Raw genomic sequence first — 14760 nt, forward strand, 5'->3', positions numbered from 1 at the left:
TACTGGCGGTCTTTTCTATGCATATAACTTAAAATGGTGAACAAGCGACTCAAAATAGTGAAGCGTGGTCTTTTTCAGTAAAATAGTGAAAGTTTGACTGAAATAATCGATCTCTTTGGAACTAGGCCATGTAGTATAATGGATAGAGCGAATGCTAATGGATGGGAAATTGACAGCCAGAATGAAGGGTGAGGGGTTCACATGTATGTTGGTAAACACCGAAAAGGATTTAGGACCATTCAGAACAAGGTTTTCATATCTGTTTTGGTATTTCTCGTTATTCCGTTTTGTCTTACCTTCTATTTCATTGATAAACCGCTTGAGCGTAATATCGAAGAAAAGATAGGCGCGTCCATTCAGGAGGCGCTGCATTTGACTAGTACACAATTTAACGATATGGCGAGTGAGATGATGTCTGCGGTCACACTCATTTCCACCAATGAGAATATGATCTCGATTACTGATCAACCGTCCGCATGGAGCGATTATGACCGATACCGCACGGCTGATCAACTGATCGGGAGTATCAATAGCGCGTATTTAAGGAAGCTGGAATATCATTTTACGATTATGGATCTGCATGGAAATTTGTATACGTCCTGGCCAATTCAGGGAGAGGCGTACACAATCATCCGGACTTCCAATTGGTATAAGAACGTGTCGGAGATAAACGACGGGTTTATGTGGCTTTATCATGAAAGCGATTTCCTTGGGAAACGAAATACGGGTCCTTTAATATCCGTCGTCCGTCCCATGAAAGTGTTTAGGCTCAATTCCCCGACAGGCATTGCCATGATTAGCGTATCGGCCTCCGAGTTGGCACAGAAAATGTTGAAGGAATTGGACGGTGACGTATTTCTCATTGACGCAGCGGGTAGCGTGTTGGCGCATTCCGGCAGCTTGCCGATCGACAATATGTTTTCCGTGCAGGGAATCAATGACAACCGTATGCAGGGGTCTAAAGGGCAGCTGATCGATGAGATCGGCGGTCATAAATATATGATTAACTACTCGTCAATCTCGAAGCCGAATTGGAAAATCGTGCAATATATCCCCTATGACTCCGTTTTTGAAGAAATTTTTCGACTTCGAAAAATTAACGTGTGGATCGTGCTCGCTATTTTTGTTATTTTTATGCTCATTACGATGACGATCTCATTCCGGGTCTCACACCCGCTGAAGTTGTTGCAGAAAAAAATGGCCAAATTGGACGAAGATCAGTTTAACTCCTTTATTCAGGTGCATGGCTCCGATGAGGTGGCAGATCTCATGGATACATATAACAAAATGATCGGGCAAATTAAGAGTTTGATCGACAAGGTCAAGCTAGAGCACCGGAAAAAGGAGAACATGCGATTTATCGCGCTGCAAGCGCAGATTAATCCGCATTTTATACTGAATACGCTGAATAACATCAAATGGATGGCGTATATGCGGCAGGATCGAGAAGTGGGAGATATGTTGTCGCACCTTGCGGTCATCATGGAATCGAGCATCGGCAGGGGAGAGAACTTCATACCGTTCTCCCTTGAACTCGACTATATTCGCAGTTATGTTCATTTGCAGAATATTAAATTCAACGACAGAATCAAGCTGACGATCGATGTACCTGAAGAACTTCTTAACTGCACGATCATCAAATTCACGCTGCAGCCGATTGTTGAAAACAGTATTTACCACGGATTAGATCCACTTGAAGGCAAAGGGACTATCCACATTGGGGCTCGTCGGGAAGGAAGCCATGCGCTCATTATCGTACAAGATAGCGGAGTCGGCATCCGGACGGATAAGTTGGAGGAATTACAGCGGATTATGGCGGACTCCGCATTGGCAGAGAGTTATAAGCGCGTCGGAATGATTAATGTTCACGAACGGCTCAAGCTTCATTATGGCAGTGGATATGGATTAAGCTTAGAAAGTGTTCAAGAGAATCAGGGTACGGAAGTCATCATCACCATTCCCTATACCGATAATCAGGAGGAACGACTTGATGTTAAAAATAGTGATCGCGGATGATGAAATGCTCGTGCGGCTGGGTATGAAATCGTTGATCGCCTGGGAAGAGCATGGCTTCGAGCTGGTGGGGGATGCTGCAGACGGGCAGAAAGCGCTCGAATTAATTGAAACCCATCTTCCGGATATTGTGCTTACGGATATCGTCATGCCCCATTTGACGGGCCTGGAACTCATTGCGCAAGTGAAGAGGAAATTTCCTTTTATCCGTTTCGTGATGCTGAGCAGTCATAGCGATTATGAGTATGTTCGCGAGGCTTTGAAGCTTGGTGCGGATGACTATATTTTGAAAGCATCAGTAAAGCCCGAGGAACTGTTAAAACTGTTGATGGATTTGGCAGACAAAATTAGGTTAGAACGCGGTAAAGCGGCGCATCCTTCGGATGAAGGAGAGTCGTCCAAAGCCGTCAAAAATCAGCAAAAAAAGCTGCACTATCTATCCTTACTTTGTGAAAATGAGTTGGAAGAACCGCTGCTGGAAACGTATCGACAACAATTGGACTGGGATGAACATGTGGGCTTCCGGGTCGTCTTGTTGATTAAACTGCATGGATATGATCAGTTAGGAAAAGACAGTAAATTGATTGAAAAGTCGCTTATTCACATCTTGGAAGAACAGTTAAACCGGACTCACAGCAACGAGATTTTCCCTTACAAAGAAAATGAATATATACTGCTTTTGTCCGCTATTGAACCTTTAAGCGAGCTTGCGCTCACGGAGCTAGCACGGGATATCATTACATCTACTCGCAGGTTTCTTAATGTGACGATCAGTGTTGGTATCGGGCATTCGTTTTCGCGTTTAAAGGATTTTAAGCAAGCATTCATGCAGGCCAAAGAAGCTGCCAAATACAGCTACTACAAAGGCAGTGGTCAATCGTATGTCTATGCATCGGATTTTTTTAGTGCAAACTCGGAAGGCATCTTTTCATTAGCCGATGAGGAACAACTCGCACAGGCAATGGATACGTGTGACATCAGCTCTATGCATCAGATCGTCGGACAATTCATTGACAGGATAGCTGAAAGAAAGCTGCCTGCAGATAAAAATGCCGAGTTAGTCATGGATCTATTACACAGTTTAAAGATGAATTTGAGGCGTCAATCGATCTATTGGGAGCAAGTTATGCAAGACGAAACACCACTCTATAAGCGAGTGTTATCACTGGAGCATATAGAACAATTGCAAAGTTGGCTGCGGGGTCTTTTTGATCAAATGATTGAAGTGTTGAGCCGTAAAAGAAAAGAGACTTACCGTGAGGAGATTCAAAGTCTAATCGACTATATGAAACATAATTACATGGAAGACATCACGTTAAAAAGTGCAGCCAAAGTCGCCCATATGAGCGAGAGTTATCTCAGCTATTTGTTCAAGAAAGAAACGAATCAAGGTTTTGTGGAATTTCTCACGGAAATTCGCATCAAGAAAGCAGCAGATTTGTTGAAATCAACGGATATGGCTAGCTATGAAATCGCCGAAAAGATCGGCTATGAAAACATCAATTATTTTGGTCGAACGTTCAAAAAGGTGATGGGCTTAAGCCCTACCCAGTACCGAGATGAACGGGCAGGAAAAAATAATGAAACAGGATAAGAATAAAGTGAAGATGCAGGTTAACTAGCAAAAATTAATGAAACATCCTCCAAAGTTCGTTCATATCATTGAAAAACATAGTATTGTACAGTATTCATGTAGGTGTTTGAATAACTCGCGGGGGGATTGAATATGAAACAAAAAAAGGTAGGAGCGTTGCTCGTTTCGATGACCATGATCGCTTCACTTCTTACAGCTTGCGGAGGAGGAGTGGCAGGTGGGAGCCCGACTCCAGAATCAGTGAAGGACAAAGCGGCGGCCACACCGACCCAAGCTCCGGTAGCCGTTCCAAAGGAAGCAAAGATTACATGGTGGACCGCATGGAATGATGATGCAGGTCCGCTAGAAATCATTCAAGAATTCAACAAAAAATATCCAAATATTAAAGTGGAGCACGTGAAGTTTCTAAACTCAGACGAAGGTAACGTGAAAGTTGACGTATCCTTGCTGGCTGGACAGGACATCGACGTATTCTTTAACTACAATGTATCCCGATTGCAGCCTCGTGCGGCTAAAGGCCTGTTGGCGGATTTATCAGAATTTATTCAGAAGGATAAGTTTGATGTAGAGGGCGAGCTCGGCAAAGGTATTTTTAAACAGGATAACAAGTATGTTTCCCTTCCCGTTTCGTCCTTGCAGGACGGCGTGTTCTTGAACAAAAAGCTGTTAGATGCGTCGGGCCTTGCCGTTCCGAAGGATTGGAGCATCGATGAGTACAAGGATTATGCCAAAAAGCTGACAAAAGGTGATGGAGCAAGCAAAGTATATGGTTCTGCTGACTTTCATGCCAATTATTACTGGACGATGCCTGCCCGCAGTCTGCTAGGGACTGATTTCTGGTTTAATAAAGACGGGATGTCTAATTTCGACAATCCAGCCTTCAAGAAGTCGCTTGATTTCAAGTACAATATGGAAGTCGTAGATAAGATTCAATATCCATATACGGAATACAAAGCAACTAAATTGCAGGGCTTCGATGTCTTCATGCAGCAGAAAGCGGGCATGGTCGTAGCCTCGAATGCGATGGCGCGCTTTATTAATGACACGAAACAATACCCAAGAGATTTTGTAGCTTCCGTTGCTCCGCTGCCAACCTTGGAAAAAGATCAAAAGGTGAACAATAATAAAGGTCTTCATTATTTCGGATATTTAGGTATTAATGCCAAATCAGCTCAAAAAGAGGCTTCATGGACGTTCCTCAAATGGCTCGCTACCGAGGGTTCGCCGTATTTGGCGAAGGTCGGCCATCTGCCTACATGGAAGAAAACGAACAAGGATCAAGTGATGAAAATCATGTTCGGCGACGATGTGGATAAGAAGGTTGATGTCGAGGCGTTTAAACGGGTTATGCTCGATTACGATTCACAAGGGTACAATGACACGAATATGAAAGCCAACGGTGAAATATTTAAAATTATTCAGGATGAAGCCGAAAAAGCGTTGTTTAAGACGCAAAGTGTCGATGAGGCCATTGCCGCTATGAAGAAAAAATCGGACGAAGCGATTAAAAACGCGAAATAATCAAAAAAAAAATCCATCCTAAGATGGATTTTTTTCAATAAGGGGGACTGGGTTTGAATTTGATCGGGAAAACCGCACTAGTTACTGGGGGCAGTGGTGGATTGGGCAAAAGCCTTGTAACTGAGTTTGTAAGGCAAGGTGCTCATGTCTTGTTCACTTACTCCAAAAGCAAGGATGAGGCGGAGCAGATTGTGAACGATTTGAACGATGGTGAATCGAATGTCTATGCGGTGTGTTCAGACGCTAACAGTTTTACTGCCGCCAGAGAAACGGTCGATCAAGCGTTGAAGTTTTTCGGACATCTCGATATTCTAATTAATAATGTCGGCGGCGCAGGAAGCAAGGAGAGTCCCATTTGGTCTATCTCGGAAGAAGAGTGGGATACGGTCATTAATATGAATTTGAAAAGCTGCTTTAATTACACGAAGGCAGTCGTACCTAGCTTTATGAACCGAAAGTGCGGAACAATTCTCAACATCGGTTCGATTAACGGATTAAGGGGCAGGGAAGGTCAACCAGCCTACACGGCGGCTAAAGGAGCGGTGACGGCATTTACCAAGACGATCGCAAAAGAACTTGGCATCTATAACGTGAATGTCAATATGATAGCAACAGGTTATCTCAATACGGAAAAGAACAAAATTAAAGTTTCGGAAGCTTATCGGAGAACGATTCTGAACTTATGTGCCATCAAGGAGTTTGTAGAACCGGAAGAGGTGGCGGCAACGGCGGCTTTTCTATGCTCGGATTCGGCCAAACACATAACGGGCAATGTAATCCGAGTAGATTCCGGTGAATACATCTGAGGAAAGTAGGTGGGACCTTCTATGCTAAGAACGATGTCTACTTCCATGTTCACAACCCTATTCGAGACGGAAACGAGTAGAGACTTTTTTGCAGATCATGTTCGTGTCAACACAGCCGATCCGACGTCTCGCAACAAGCATCAACAGGCCGCATGCATGCAACGGCACAGCAACGGGCAGCTGTTAATCTCATGCCGATGGGATGAAACGGCAAAATCACAGCAAGCGGGACCGGGTTCTGCGTTCCATAACAACTTCGGTGAGCACCTTGAGCTGTCGGCTGAAGGGGATGATACGAACGAGCAGGCTTTGTATTTCAGCATAGATGATGGTCTATCCTGGACAATGGCAAATGGAGGCGAGCCGATCATTACCCTACGGGATGGAACGAGCTTCGATCGACCGTCATCCATCACGCATTCTTTTCTTTTTGAGATCGAAGGTCATTTGTGGCTCTATTATACGATTAACCAGCCCTACACCTGGGGAAGTGGCAGACCGGACCGCTCTACTGGAGGTGGGGAAATTCGCAAAATCCTTATCGCTTTTGATGGGGAAACTTGGCGGACCAGCGGAGATAGTGAGATCGTATGGGGGTTTATGCAGCCTATCGCTAACGGTAAAGGAGGCAGCTGGAACGATATACGGTGTGTCTGTTTAAATAAGATCGTGAAGTTGTCAAACGGTCGTTTGCTAATGCCGGTGGCGGGAAGAACAACAGTGGATCATCCAAATGGTGCTTACTGGAAAATGAATCGATGCTGGGTGTTAGAGTCTGTTGATGGGGGGGAGACGTGGACAAATTCCTATTTTATAGGCGGGAGCGACAGCATGTGTTTATGCGAACCGACTCTTGTCGAGACGGCCGCATCGGGATATGTGATCGCTTATATGCGTATTGGCTATGGAACCGGAAATCAGTTGTATCGAAGCGTCTCCTTCGACTACGGGCAAACCTGGTCTGTGCCAGAACCTTCTGGACTACCGAATACGGATACCTCAGGAACAAAGCCATTCCTAACTAAGCTTAGCAACGGAGAATATGTGCTGCTCCAAACGAACGAACACAGTAGCGCGGATAGAACGAATATGTCGATCTTTGTTACCGATGAAGAGGGGATTCATATGAATCGCTGGAAGCTGTGCAAAGTAATTGGAACGGAGTGCGAAAGTCTTTGGAAAGGTTCATGTTACGGTTCAGCGGACGAGAGTCCACTAGGAGGCATTTATGTGGCGTACGTAAGTTTTGCGGACGGCCACAACTACCTCAACTTTGCACAAATTGAGCGGAAGTGGCTGGAAGGAACAGTCATGGAACCTACTGGGGTCAGTGATCGGTATGGCGACCATGTTCCATCTCTTGTAGAGGAAAATCGTGATGATATGAGAATCCGCTGTTTGAAATTCATGAACGTGAGAAGTCGTGCGGACGCACCCAAATTCATGGGACTGCAACAACTCCCAATCGTCATTCGGCAGACCTTGAAAGTGGATCAAGCTCCTTTTCAAGCAGAATTTCCTCTTTTGAGCATTTTCTGCAATCATGGTCGTACATTGTTGCTCTCAGCAGCGCTTAGGCCTGAGATCAACAGTTCTATCTGGGTCCGCCACAATGGTGGTTGGCACGACACTGGTAAACAACTGCAGACTGGAGAATGGACGGTGATGGAATGTTGGATTGACAATCGAACTCGGTTTCGCTTTAAGGTTGGTAATGAATGGGTACAAGTCGGTAATGCCTTATTTATGCTTTCTGATGAAATGCCTGATATGTATCGCATTGGTGGGAATACCGCTTTCTTAGACAAGTGTGAAATATATGTAGCCGAGGTTTCCTATGGACGAAGCGATTAAAAGTGCGAAATAACGAAATTGAACCGATTTCAAGTGAAAACGCTGAAAATTGCCGGCTTGACCGGTCGTTTTCGGTGTTTTTTTGGTCTGAATCAAAGAAATTGAAAGCCGATCCAAAAATTTTGAATATCGAAAGAATCACAGTGAAAAGTGAAGAATCTCAATAATTTCGTTGATTCAACAAACCATGGAGGGCGGTTACAATCAAAATATACTAAAATCTGGACATTAGACAAGGTGAAGGTGATTGTATGAATCGTAAAAAAGATATGTTGACGGGCTATATGTTTCTGTTGCCGAGCCTGCTTGGTTATGTGCTGTTTTTGCTTTTTCCCATTGTGTTCTCACTTATATTAGCATTTAGCGAGTGGGATCTAGTGTCTGGCTTGAAGCACATTAAGTTTGTTGGGTTTGATAATTTTATTAAAATGTGGACCGATGAATCGTTTCTGATCTCGCTTAAAAACAATATGATCTATTCTGTCCTTGTTGTGCCGGTCACGCTGTTCATTTCATTGATTGTGGCGATTACGCTCAACAGCAGGGTATATATGAAAAATGGCTTGAGACTCATCTATTTTTTGCCATATATCACAACGATCGTTGCCGTTTCGGTTGTTTGGATGCAGCTCTATCATCCATCCCAAGGACCAATCAACCAAATGCTGCATGCGCTTGGAGTGGTCAATCCACCCCAGTGGCTAGCTAGTCCGACTTGGGCTCTTCCTTCGCTCATGATTATGATGGTTTGGGTGGGACTTGGCTATGACCTCGTCATTTATATGGCAGGTCTGCAGGGAATTCCGAAGGAGTTGTACGAAGCTGCAGAAATGGATGGCGCAGCAAAGTTTAGACAATTTCTTCATATTACCATTCCGATGCTTTCACCGACGACGTTTTTTCTGTTCATTACTCGGATCATTCATTCGTTCGAAGTATTTGCTCCCGTCAATATCATGACCCAAGGAGGACCGGGAGAATCGACTTCTGTACTCGTATACTACATCTATGTCGTTTCGTTTAAGTTTTATAAATTCGGTTATGGATCGGCGATTGCTTGGGTATTGTTCATCCTTATTTTTATCATCACGTTAATTCAATGGAATCGTCAAAAGAAATGGGTCACTTATACCTAAGAGGCTGGAGAAGGAGAGCATATGGATAACTTACCAATCACACAATCAAGCGTAAAGGTCAAACGTTCCCTTAAAGTCGTTCCAATTGATCTGCAGAAATGGTTGCTAACGATTCTCATGGCTTGTATCGGCATGTTGATGTTAATGCCTTTTGCTTGGATGGTTTCAACGTCGTTGAAAAAACCTATTGAGGTCTTTCAATTTCCAATTCAGTGGATACCCCAGGAATGGATGTTTAGTAATTACTACACCGTTTGGTTCAACAAGACGTATCCCTTTTACTTATTTTACTGGAATTCCATCCAAGTTGCGCTTTTTACGATTGGCGGTACGGTTATTATCAGCGCCATGGCGGCTTATGCTTTCGCAAGGATCGAATTTAGAGGGAGAAACGTGGTATTCCTGCTGTATTTATCCACCTTGATGATTCCTCCCCATGTCACACTTGTGCCTCGGTTTATTCTGTTTCATTGGATCGGGATGTACAATTCGCATTGGGCGCTCATATTACCAGGGATGTTCAATGTGATTGGCATCTTCTTGTTAAGGCAGTTTTTTGTCAGCATTCCGAAGGAAATAACCGAAGCGGCCTATATGGATGGTGCGGGACACTTCCGAATATTTTTGAAAATGATTATTCCGCTCGCGGTCCCAGGCTTCGTATCGCTCATTATTTTAGCGTTCGTGTCGAACTGGAACAACTACTTGGACCCGCTTATTTTTATTACGGACAAAAAGCTGTACACGATTCCGATTGGTCTACAAACGTTAAATGACATGGAAGGGGGCCAATATAATCTGGTTATGGCAGGGGCTACCTGCGCCATTATTCCGATTATTGCCGTATTTATCGCCGGGCAAAAATACTTTATTCAGGGCATCGCTTCAAGCGGTGTGAAAGGGTAGTTGAAATCGGGAGAAGGAGGGAAATAGGCATGAATGAGGAGCGATTGGCACACAGCGAATTATTGAAATTGAAACGGTGGAACACCCCCACCATATATAATGGCTGGGAGCAAGTGACGCAGCATGACATTGCCAAGGAATGCTTTAACCGTGAGAAGGTAACTGATTATATGCCGCAAATGGGGCCGATGGTCGGCTACGCCATTACGGTTGTCATCGAACCTAGCAAGAAAGAACACAAAGAAAACAATCCACTAGCCTCTCATCAGTACAGGGAATATGTGGCGAGTATCCAAGGACCCAAAATCGTCGTGGTGCAGGATTTGGACAAACCAAACCATGTCGGCGCTTTTTGGGGCGAAGTGAACAGTAATATCCATCGCGCACTTGGCTGTGTGGGTACGATTACGGACGGCTGCATTCGCGACACGGATGAAATGACCAATGCCGGATTTAAGGCGATCGCCAGCGGGCTGTGCATCGGCCATGCTTGGAGCATCCCGGTTCGCTGGGGCTGCGAAGTGGAGGTGTTCGGCTGTAAGGTCAAGCCGGGGCAGTTGATTCATGCCGACAAACACGGCTTTCTCGTCGTACCGAAGGAGGATGAAGCCGGGCTGTTGGAGGCATCGATTTTTATGGACAACAATGAGTGTAATACGATCATCCCTGCAGCTCGTGGGGCATATGGCAAGTCCGGCACGCAGATCGTCGATGATTTCTTGATTGAGGCCCGAAATTTTGGCGCCGCAACGAAAGCGTTCTCGTCCCGAAAAGGCGAATGGTAACATCATCATAATCGCAATTATTCTACTTATACGAGGAGAGATTATCAGTGAATTTGAATCAAACGAAATTAACAGGAATTATTCCCCCCATTATTACCCCGTTGAAGCGGGACCGTAGCATAGATACAGAAGCTTTGAAAGGTCTCGCCGAACATATGATCGCTAGTGGCGTGAGCGGTATCTTTGCCATGGGAACGGCGGCGGAGTCGCCGATGTTGACGCGCGGACAGCGCGAGCAGGCGTTGCTGGCGTTGAGCGAGGTGTGCAAAGGACGCGTACCGCTGTTATTTGGTGTCATGGAAACAAGTACAGACCGCGTGTTGGAGTTAGTTAAGGAAGCGGAGAACATGGGAGCAGACGCGATCGTTCCTGTCTCGCCCTATTATTTTAAAGTGAAGCAAAATGAGATCATCCAGCATTTCGCAGCCATCCGCGAGGCGACGGAGCTGCCGATCATTATCTATAACGTACCGGTGTATACCGGTAACCCGATTGAGGCGGAGACGGTCAACAAGATCGCACGGTTTCCGAATGTCATTGGCTTCAAGGATAGCTCAGGAAATATCCCGCAGTTCCAGAAAACCATCCGCTTGACGAGGGATATTCCGTATTTTTCGGTGATGCAAGGCGTTCAGGTACTTAGTGTTTCGAGCTTGCAAATGGGTGCAGACGGCATCATCCCCGGAGTTGGGAATGTGATTCCCGACCAAATGGTTACTTTGTATAACGCGGTGAAGAATAACGATTTGGAGACAGCAATGCGCATCCAGGATTTCATCGTGAAGCTGGAGGAGTCGTTCGCCATCGAAGGGTATTCGCTCCCTGTATTAAAGGCGATGCCACAACTGCTTGGCTTCGGAGAAGGGATTCCTCATTATCCGTTGTCACCGCTGACCCCGGCAGGCTACGAACAGCTGCGGAATATCCTGCTCAGCGGCGGCGTCAAGATCAAAGGAGTTCCTGCGATATGATACTTGATAGCGTGGAACATTGGAAGACGAATAAGAGCCAATATGGCAATGCGATCCGAAAAGCATTGGATTTTATTCTTGGGCAGGATATGAGTCAAATTCAAGGCAGAATCGAAATTGAAGAGGGGACAATGTTTGTTTCCCGAGCGGAAGGGAAGACAGAAGCGTGGGAGAACCGTAAGGGAGAGTGCCACGCCAAATATGCCGATATTCACATCTTGTTAGATGGCGAGGAGGGTATTGGCTATGCTCCTGCTTCAGATAATCACGAGAAAGTGACGGATCTGCTGGCGGAAAAAGATTGCATCCTATTTGGATATATGATGAATGAGCAGCGTCTGATGTTGAAATCCGGTATGTTTGTCGTGTTCTGGCCAGGCGAGGTACATCGTCCGGGCTGCAGCTATTCTGATGAAGGACACTTCGTGAAATTGGTTGTAAAAATCCACGAGGGCCTTTTTACAGGCTCAGAAGGGACTGTCCTATGAAACCGATGACGGCGAAAGAAATTGCAGGCAGTTATGCCACACTGCTTCTTCCTATTCAAGACGATGACTCGATTGACTACGTCAGACTCCAAGAAGAAATTAATTATTTGATCGCGTCGGGCGTGAGCGGCATCTACTCCAATGGAACAGCAGGGGAGTTCCATACTCAGACAGAGGAAGAGTTCGTCCGTGTGAACGAGACATTGGCACAGGCCTGTGAGAAAGCGGGAATGCCCTTCCAGATCGGTGCAAGTCAGATGAGTCCGCAGCTGTCGCTGGCAAGAATTAAGCGAGCGGTACAGTGGAAGCCCAGCTCCATCCAGATCATCCTGTCCGATTGGTTCCCCCTCAAGGATGATGAAGTAATCGACTGCTTGAAGCGGTTTGTCGATGCGGCTGATCCCATTGGTATCGTATTGTACAACCCGACTCATGCGAAGAGAATTATACCTCCGGAGCTATATGCCCGTATTCGCAAGGAAGTACCGGGTATCGTTGGGATTAAGGTGGCTGGCGGCGATGATGCATGGTATGAAGCGATGAACCTCCATGCTCAGGGAATCTCCATCTTCGTCCCGGGCCACTTCCTGGCGACGGGCTATGCGCGAGGAGCACACGGGGCTTACTCTAATGTAGCCTGCTTAAGCCCGAGAGGGGCGCAGCGCTGGTATGAACAGATTACGAGTGACCTTGACCGTGCGCTCGAGCAGGAGAAGCGAATCGTACAGTTCATACGAGGGTACATTACTCCCTATATTACCGTTCATGGCTATTGCAATGCGGCGTGTGATAAGTTGCTTGCAGCCATCGGCGGGTGGGGGAACGTTGGAACACGGCTTCGTTGGCCGTATCGATGGATACCTGAATCCGAGGCAGAACGGCTTCGGCCTATCGCTAAGGAGCTGCTGCCAGAGATGTTCGAAAGCTAAAAAGAGCAACCTGTCTTCCCTATAATCATAGGTGGGGGCAGGTTGCTCTTTTTAACTTGAATTCAGCTAAATGTTCGATAAGGAAGTCTAGAACGTACTAATTTTACTTGTATCCTGACACCAGCGGGAAGCGCGGTAATACCGGATCAAGATATCTACGGCTTCCTCGGTTCGCAGATGGGTGAGAGCTTCTGCCGCATAAGCTCTGACGTAACGATCCTTGCTGTAAAGGGCTTGCTCCAAGGAAGGGACAACTTCCTTCACATCGCCAGCATTACCGGTGCGAAGTAGTGAAAGTGCAGCCGTATAGCCAATTTTATTGGTAATGTATGGCTGATTTTTGGCATACGACTTATTCGATTCCACAAAATTCAGTTCTGAATCATTGTCAGCTTCATGTTGTAATGAATCTTTCAGTGCGCTCGCTAATGCAGAAACAACCTCATCTCCTGCATCTTTGAGCATCCCTAACGATTCAACGGCATTTCGGCGAACCCATTCGCTGTGATCCTGCAAACTAGCAATCAGCGAAGAGACAACTTCACCTTCCGCAGATCCTATCATCCCAAGTACGAAAACAGCCAATGCCCTGCGCTTCTCATCCTTATGCTGCATTACACGGAGAAGTTCTGAACTCGCTTCTATGCCAGCACTTTGTAATCCGTAAGCAGCACGTTCTGCTGCCAGGTTCGACCCCTCCGATAATTGCTCAATCAGCATTTGGATACCTTGTGCTCCCATATTTCCAAGTGCGTAGGCTGCGTTCAAAGCGGTTGTTTCCATTTGATCGTTTAATAAAAATCCCAGCGCAGGAGCGCAAGCAGCTGCCGCCGCTCCGATCCGTCCTAATTCGTCAGCAGCCTGACCACGATCGGTCGCATTTTCTGACTCAAGCTGTTGCTGCAACGCGAACAATTGCTCCTCGGTCGTTGTTGTATCAGCTTGCTGAGGCCTATGTTCTCCACGAAGCCAATTCCAAACGTCTTGCCATACATTTATATGGATAGCTGGCGTTCCTTCCGGCACAACCATCTCACTGCTTTGATGATTCCAGCTCGGATATGTTGGTGCGCTCAATCGGAGAAATTGAAACTTAAGCATATAGCGATCTAGTTCTGATACGTTAAGGGAAGCTTTATGCCACAAGTCGAAATGTACAAGCACCATTGTACCCGCCTTGCCTGTTGGAAGCAGCGTCTCGCCTCGATCGCCAAGAAATTTTTCGTAGTATTGGGTACCTGGCATAATAGCAGTCGGTCCTAAATCTTCAGTAATATCATGCGTGTAATAGAACAACATCGCCCACCACGGTCGGTGGCTGCGCATCGAAGACCAATAGCCATCCTTGTGCCATTGTCCGCCGCCTGGCGTCGAATTTCCAGGCTGGTTGTAGTGACAGTGGCGATGCGGATGCATGTAATAATCCGGACCTAGAACACTGCTTAAGGCCCCCTTGACGATTGGCGTATCGAACAACTGTTGAATGTCTGGAATACGGGGGAGAATGTTATTGCCAGGATTGCCTTCATTATGCATAACGTAATGGATCTGTTTCATAATGCTCTGATGCAGCTTATCAGGCATGTCGTTCTTAAGTACAAGATATCCTTTTGTAATAAATTGAATCATTTGCTCATCCGTCAACAAATAATGGCTATCCAACATGTTAAATCCTCCTTGAAATCATCGTCTTCACTTATAAATATTATATGGTTTGGCGTATTTTGTATTTGCAAAATCGTCAATTATTTGTACAA

Annotated in this window: 12 protein-coding genes; 11 read left to right on the forward strand and 1 reads right to left on the reverse strand. The window is 45.8% G+C overall.

The features are described from left to right. The first annotated feature begins 201 nt into the window (after positions 1-201). The 11 genes from AC58QO_RS09755 (at position 202) to AC58QO_RS09805 (ending at position 13003) form a co-directional block, all read left to right on the forward strand. Complete coding sequence (locus AC58QO_RS09755; protein ID WP_497265096.1) at positions 202-2016, forward strand: sensor histidine kinase; 1815 nt, start codon at positions 202-204, stop codon at positions 2014-2016. After that, entirely contained in the window at positions 1991-3607 is a 1617-nt protein-coding gene (locus tag AC58QO_RS09760; RefSeq protein WP_497265097.1) for a response regulator transcription factor, read from the forward strand. Before AC58QO_RS09755 ends, AC58QO_RS09760 begins: the two co-directional genes overlap by 26 nt. A 132-nt stretch (positions 3608-3739) precedes the next feature. Next, complete coding sequence (locus AC58QO_RS09765; RefSeq protein WP_497265098.1) at positions 3740-5128, forward strand: extracellular solute-binding protein; 1389 nt, start codon at positions 3740-3742, stop codon at positions 5126-5128. A gap of 53 nt (positions 5129-5181) precedes the next feature. Beyond that, positions 5182-5934, forward strand: a complete 753-nt coding sequence (locus AC58QO_RS09770; protein WP_497265099.1) for an SDR family NAD(P)-dependent oxidoreductase — start codon at positions 5182-5184, stop codon at positions 5932-5934. Positions 5935-5955: 21 nt separating this feature from the next. After that, positions 5956-7788, forward strand: a complete 1833-nt coding sequence (locus AC58QO_RS09775; RefSeq protein WP_497265100.1) for a sialidase family protein — start codon at positions 5956-5958, stop codon at positions 7786-7788. Between the two features lie 251 nt (positions 7789-8039). After that, entirely contained in the window at positions 8040-8924 is an 885-nt protein-coding gene (locus tag AC58QO_RS09780) for a carbohydrate ABC transporter permease (RefSeq protein WP_497265101.1), read from the forward strand. 21 nt (positions 8925-8945) lie between these two features. After that, entirely contained in the window at positions 8946-9830 is an 885-nt protein-coding gene (locus tag AC58QO_RS09785; RefSeq protein ID WP_497265102.1) for a carbohydrate ABC transporter permease, read from the forward strand. 29 nt (positions 9831-9859) lie between these two features. Then, positions 9860-10615 (forward strand): RraA family protein, encoded by a 756-nt coding sequence (locus tag AC58QO_RS09790; RefSeq protein WP_497265103.1) that lies wholly within the window; start codon positions 9860-9862, stop codon positions 10613-10615. A gap of 47 nt (positions 10616-10662) precedes the next feature. Then, a complete protein-coding gene (locus tag AC58QO_RS09795; protein ID WP_497265104.1) occupies positions 10663-11586 on the forward strand; it encodes a dihydrodipicolinate synthase family protein in 924 nt (307 codons plus the stop codon). Then, on the forward strand, positions 11583-12074 hold the full coding sequence (locus AC58QO_RS09800) for a NanQ anomerase/TabA/YiaL family protein (RefSeq protein WP_497265105.1): 492 nt from the start codon (positions 11583-11585) through the stop codon (positions 12072-12074). Before AC58QO_RS09795 ends, AC58QO_RS09800 begins: the two co-directional genes overlap by 4 nt. Then, on the forward strand, positions 12071-13003 hold the full coding sequence (locus AC58QO_RS09805; RefSeq protein WP_497265106.1) for a dihydrodipicolinate synthase family protein: 933 nt from the start codon (positions 12071-12073) through the stop codon (positions 13001-13003). Before AC58QO_RS09800 ends, AC58QO_RS09805 begins: the two co-directional genes overlap by 4 nt. 87 nt (positions 13004-13090) lie before the next feature. Here AC58QO_RS09805 and AC58QO_RS09810 read toward each other — a convergent pair whose 3' ends face one another. Then, positions 13091-14668 carry a HEAT repeat domain-containing protein gene (locus AC58QO_RS09810; RefSeq protein WP_497265107.1) on the reverse strand — a complete coding sequence of 526 codons (1578 nt, stop codon included), beginning with the start codon at positions 14666-14668 and terminating at the stop codon, positions 13091-13093. Between the last annotated feature and the right edge of the window lie 92 nt (positions 14669-14760).

This window comes from Paenibacillus sp. J31R30 (assembly GCF_059692115.1).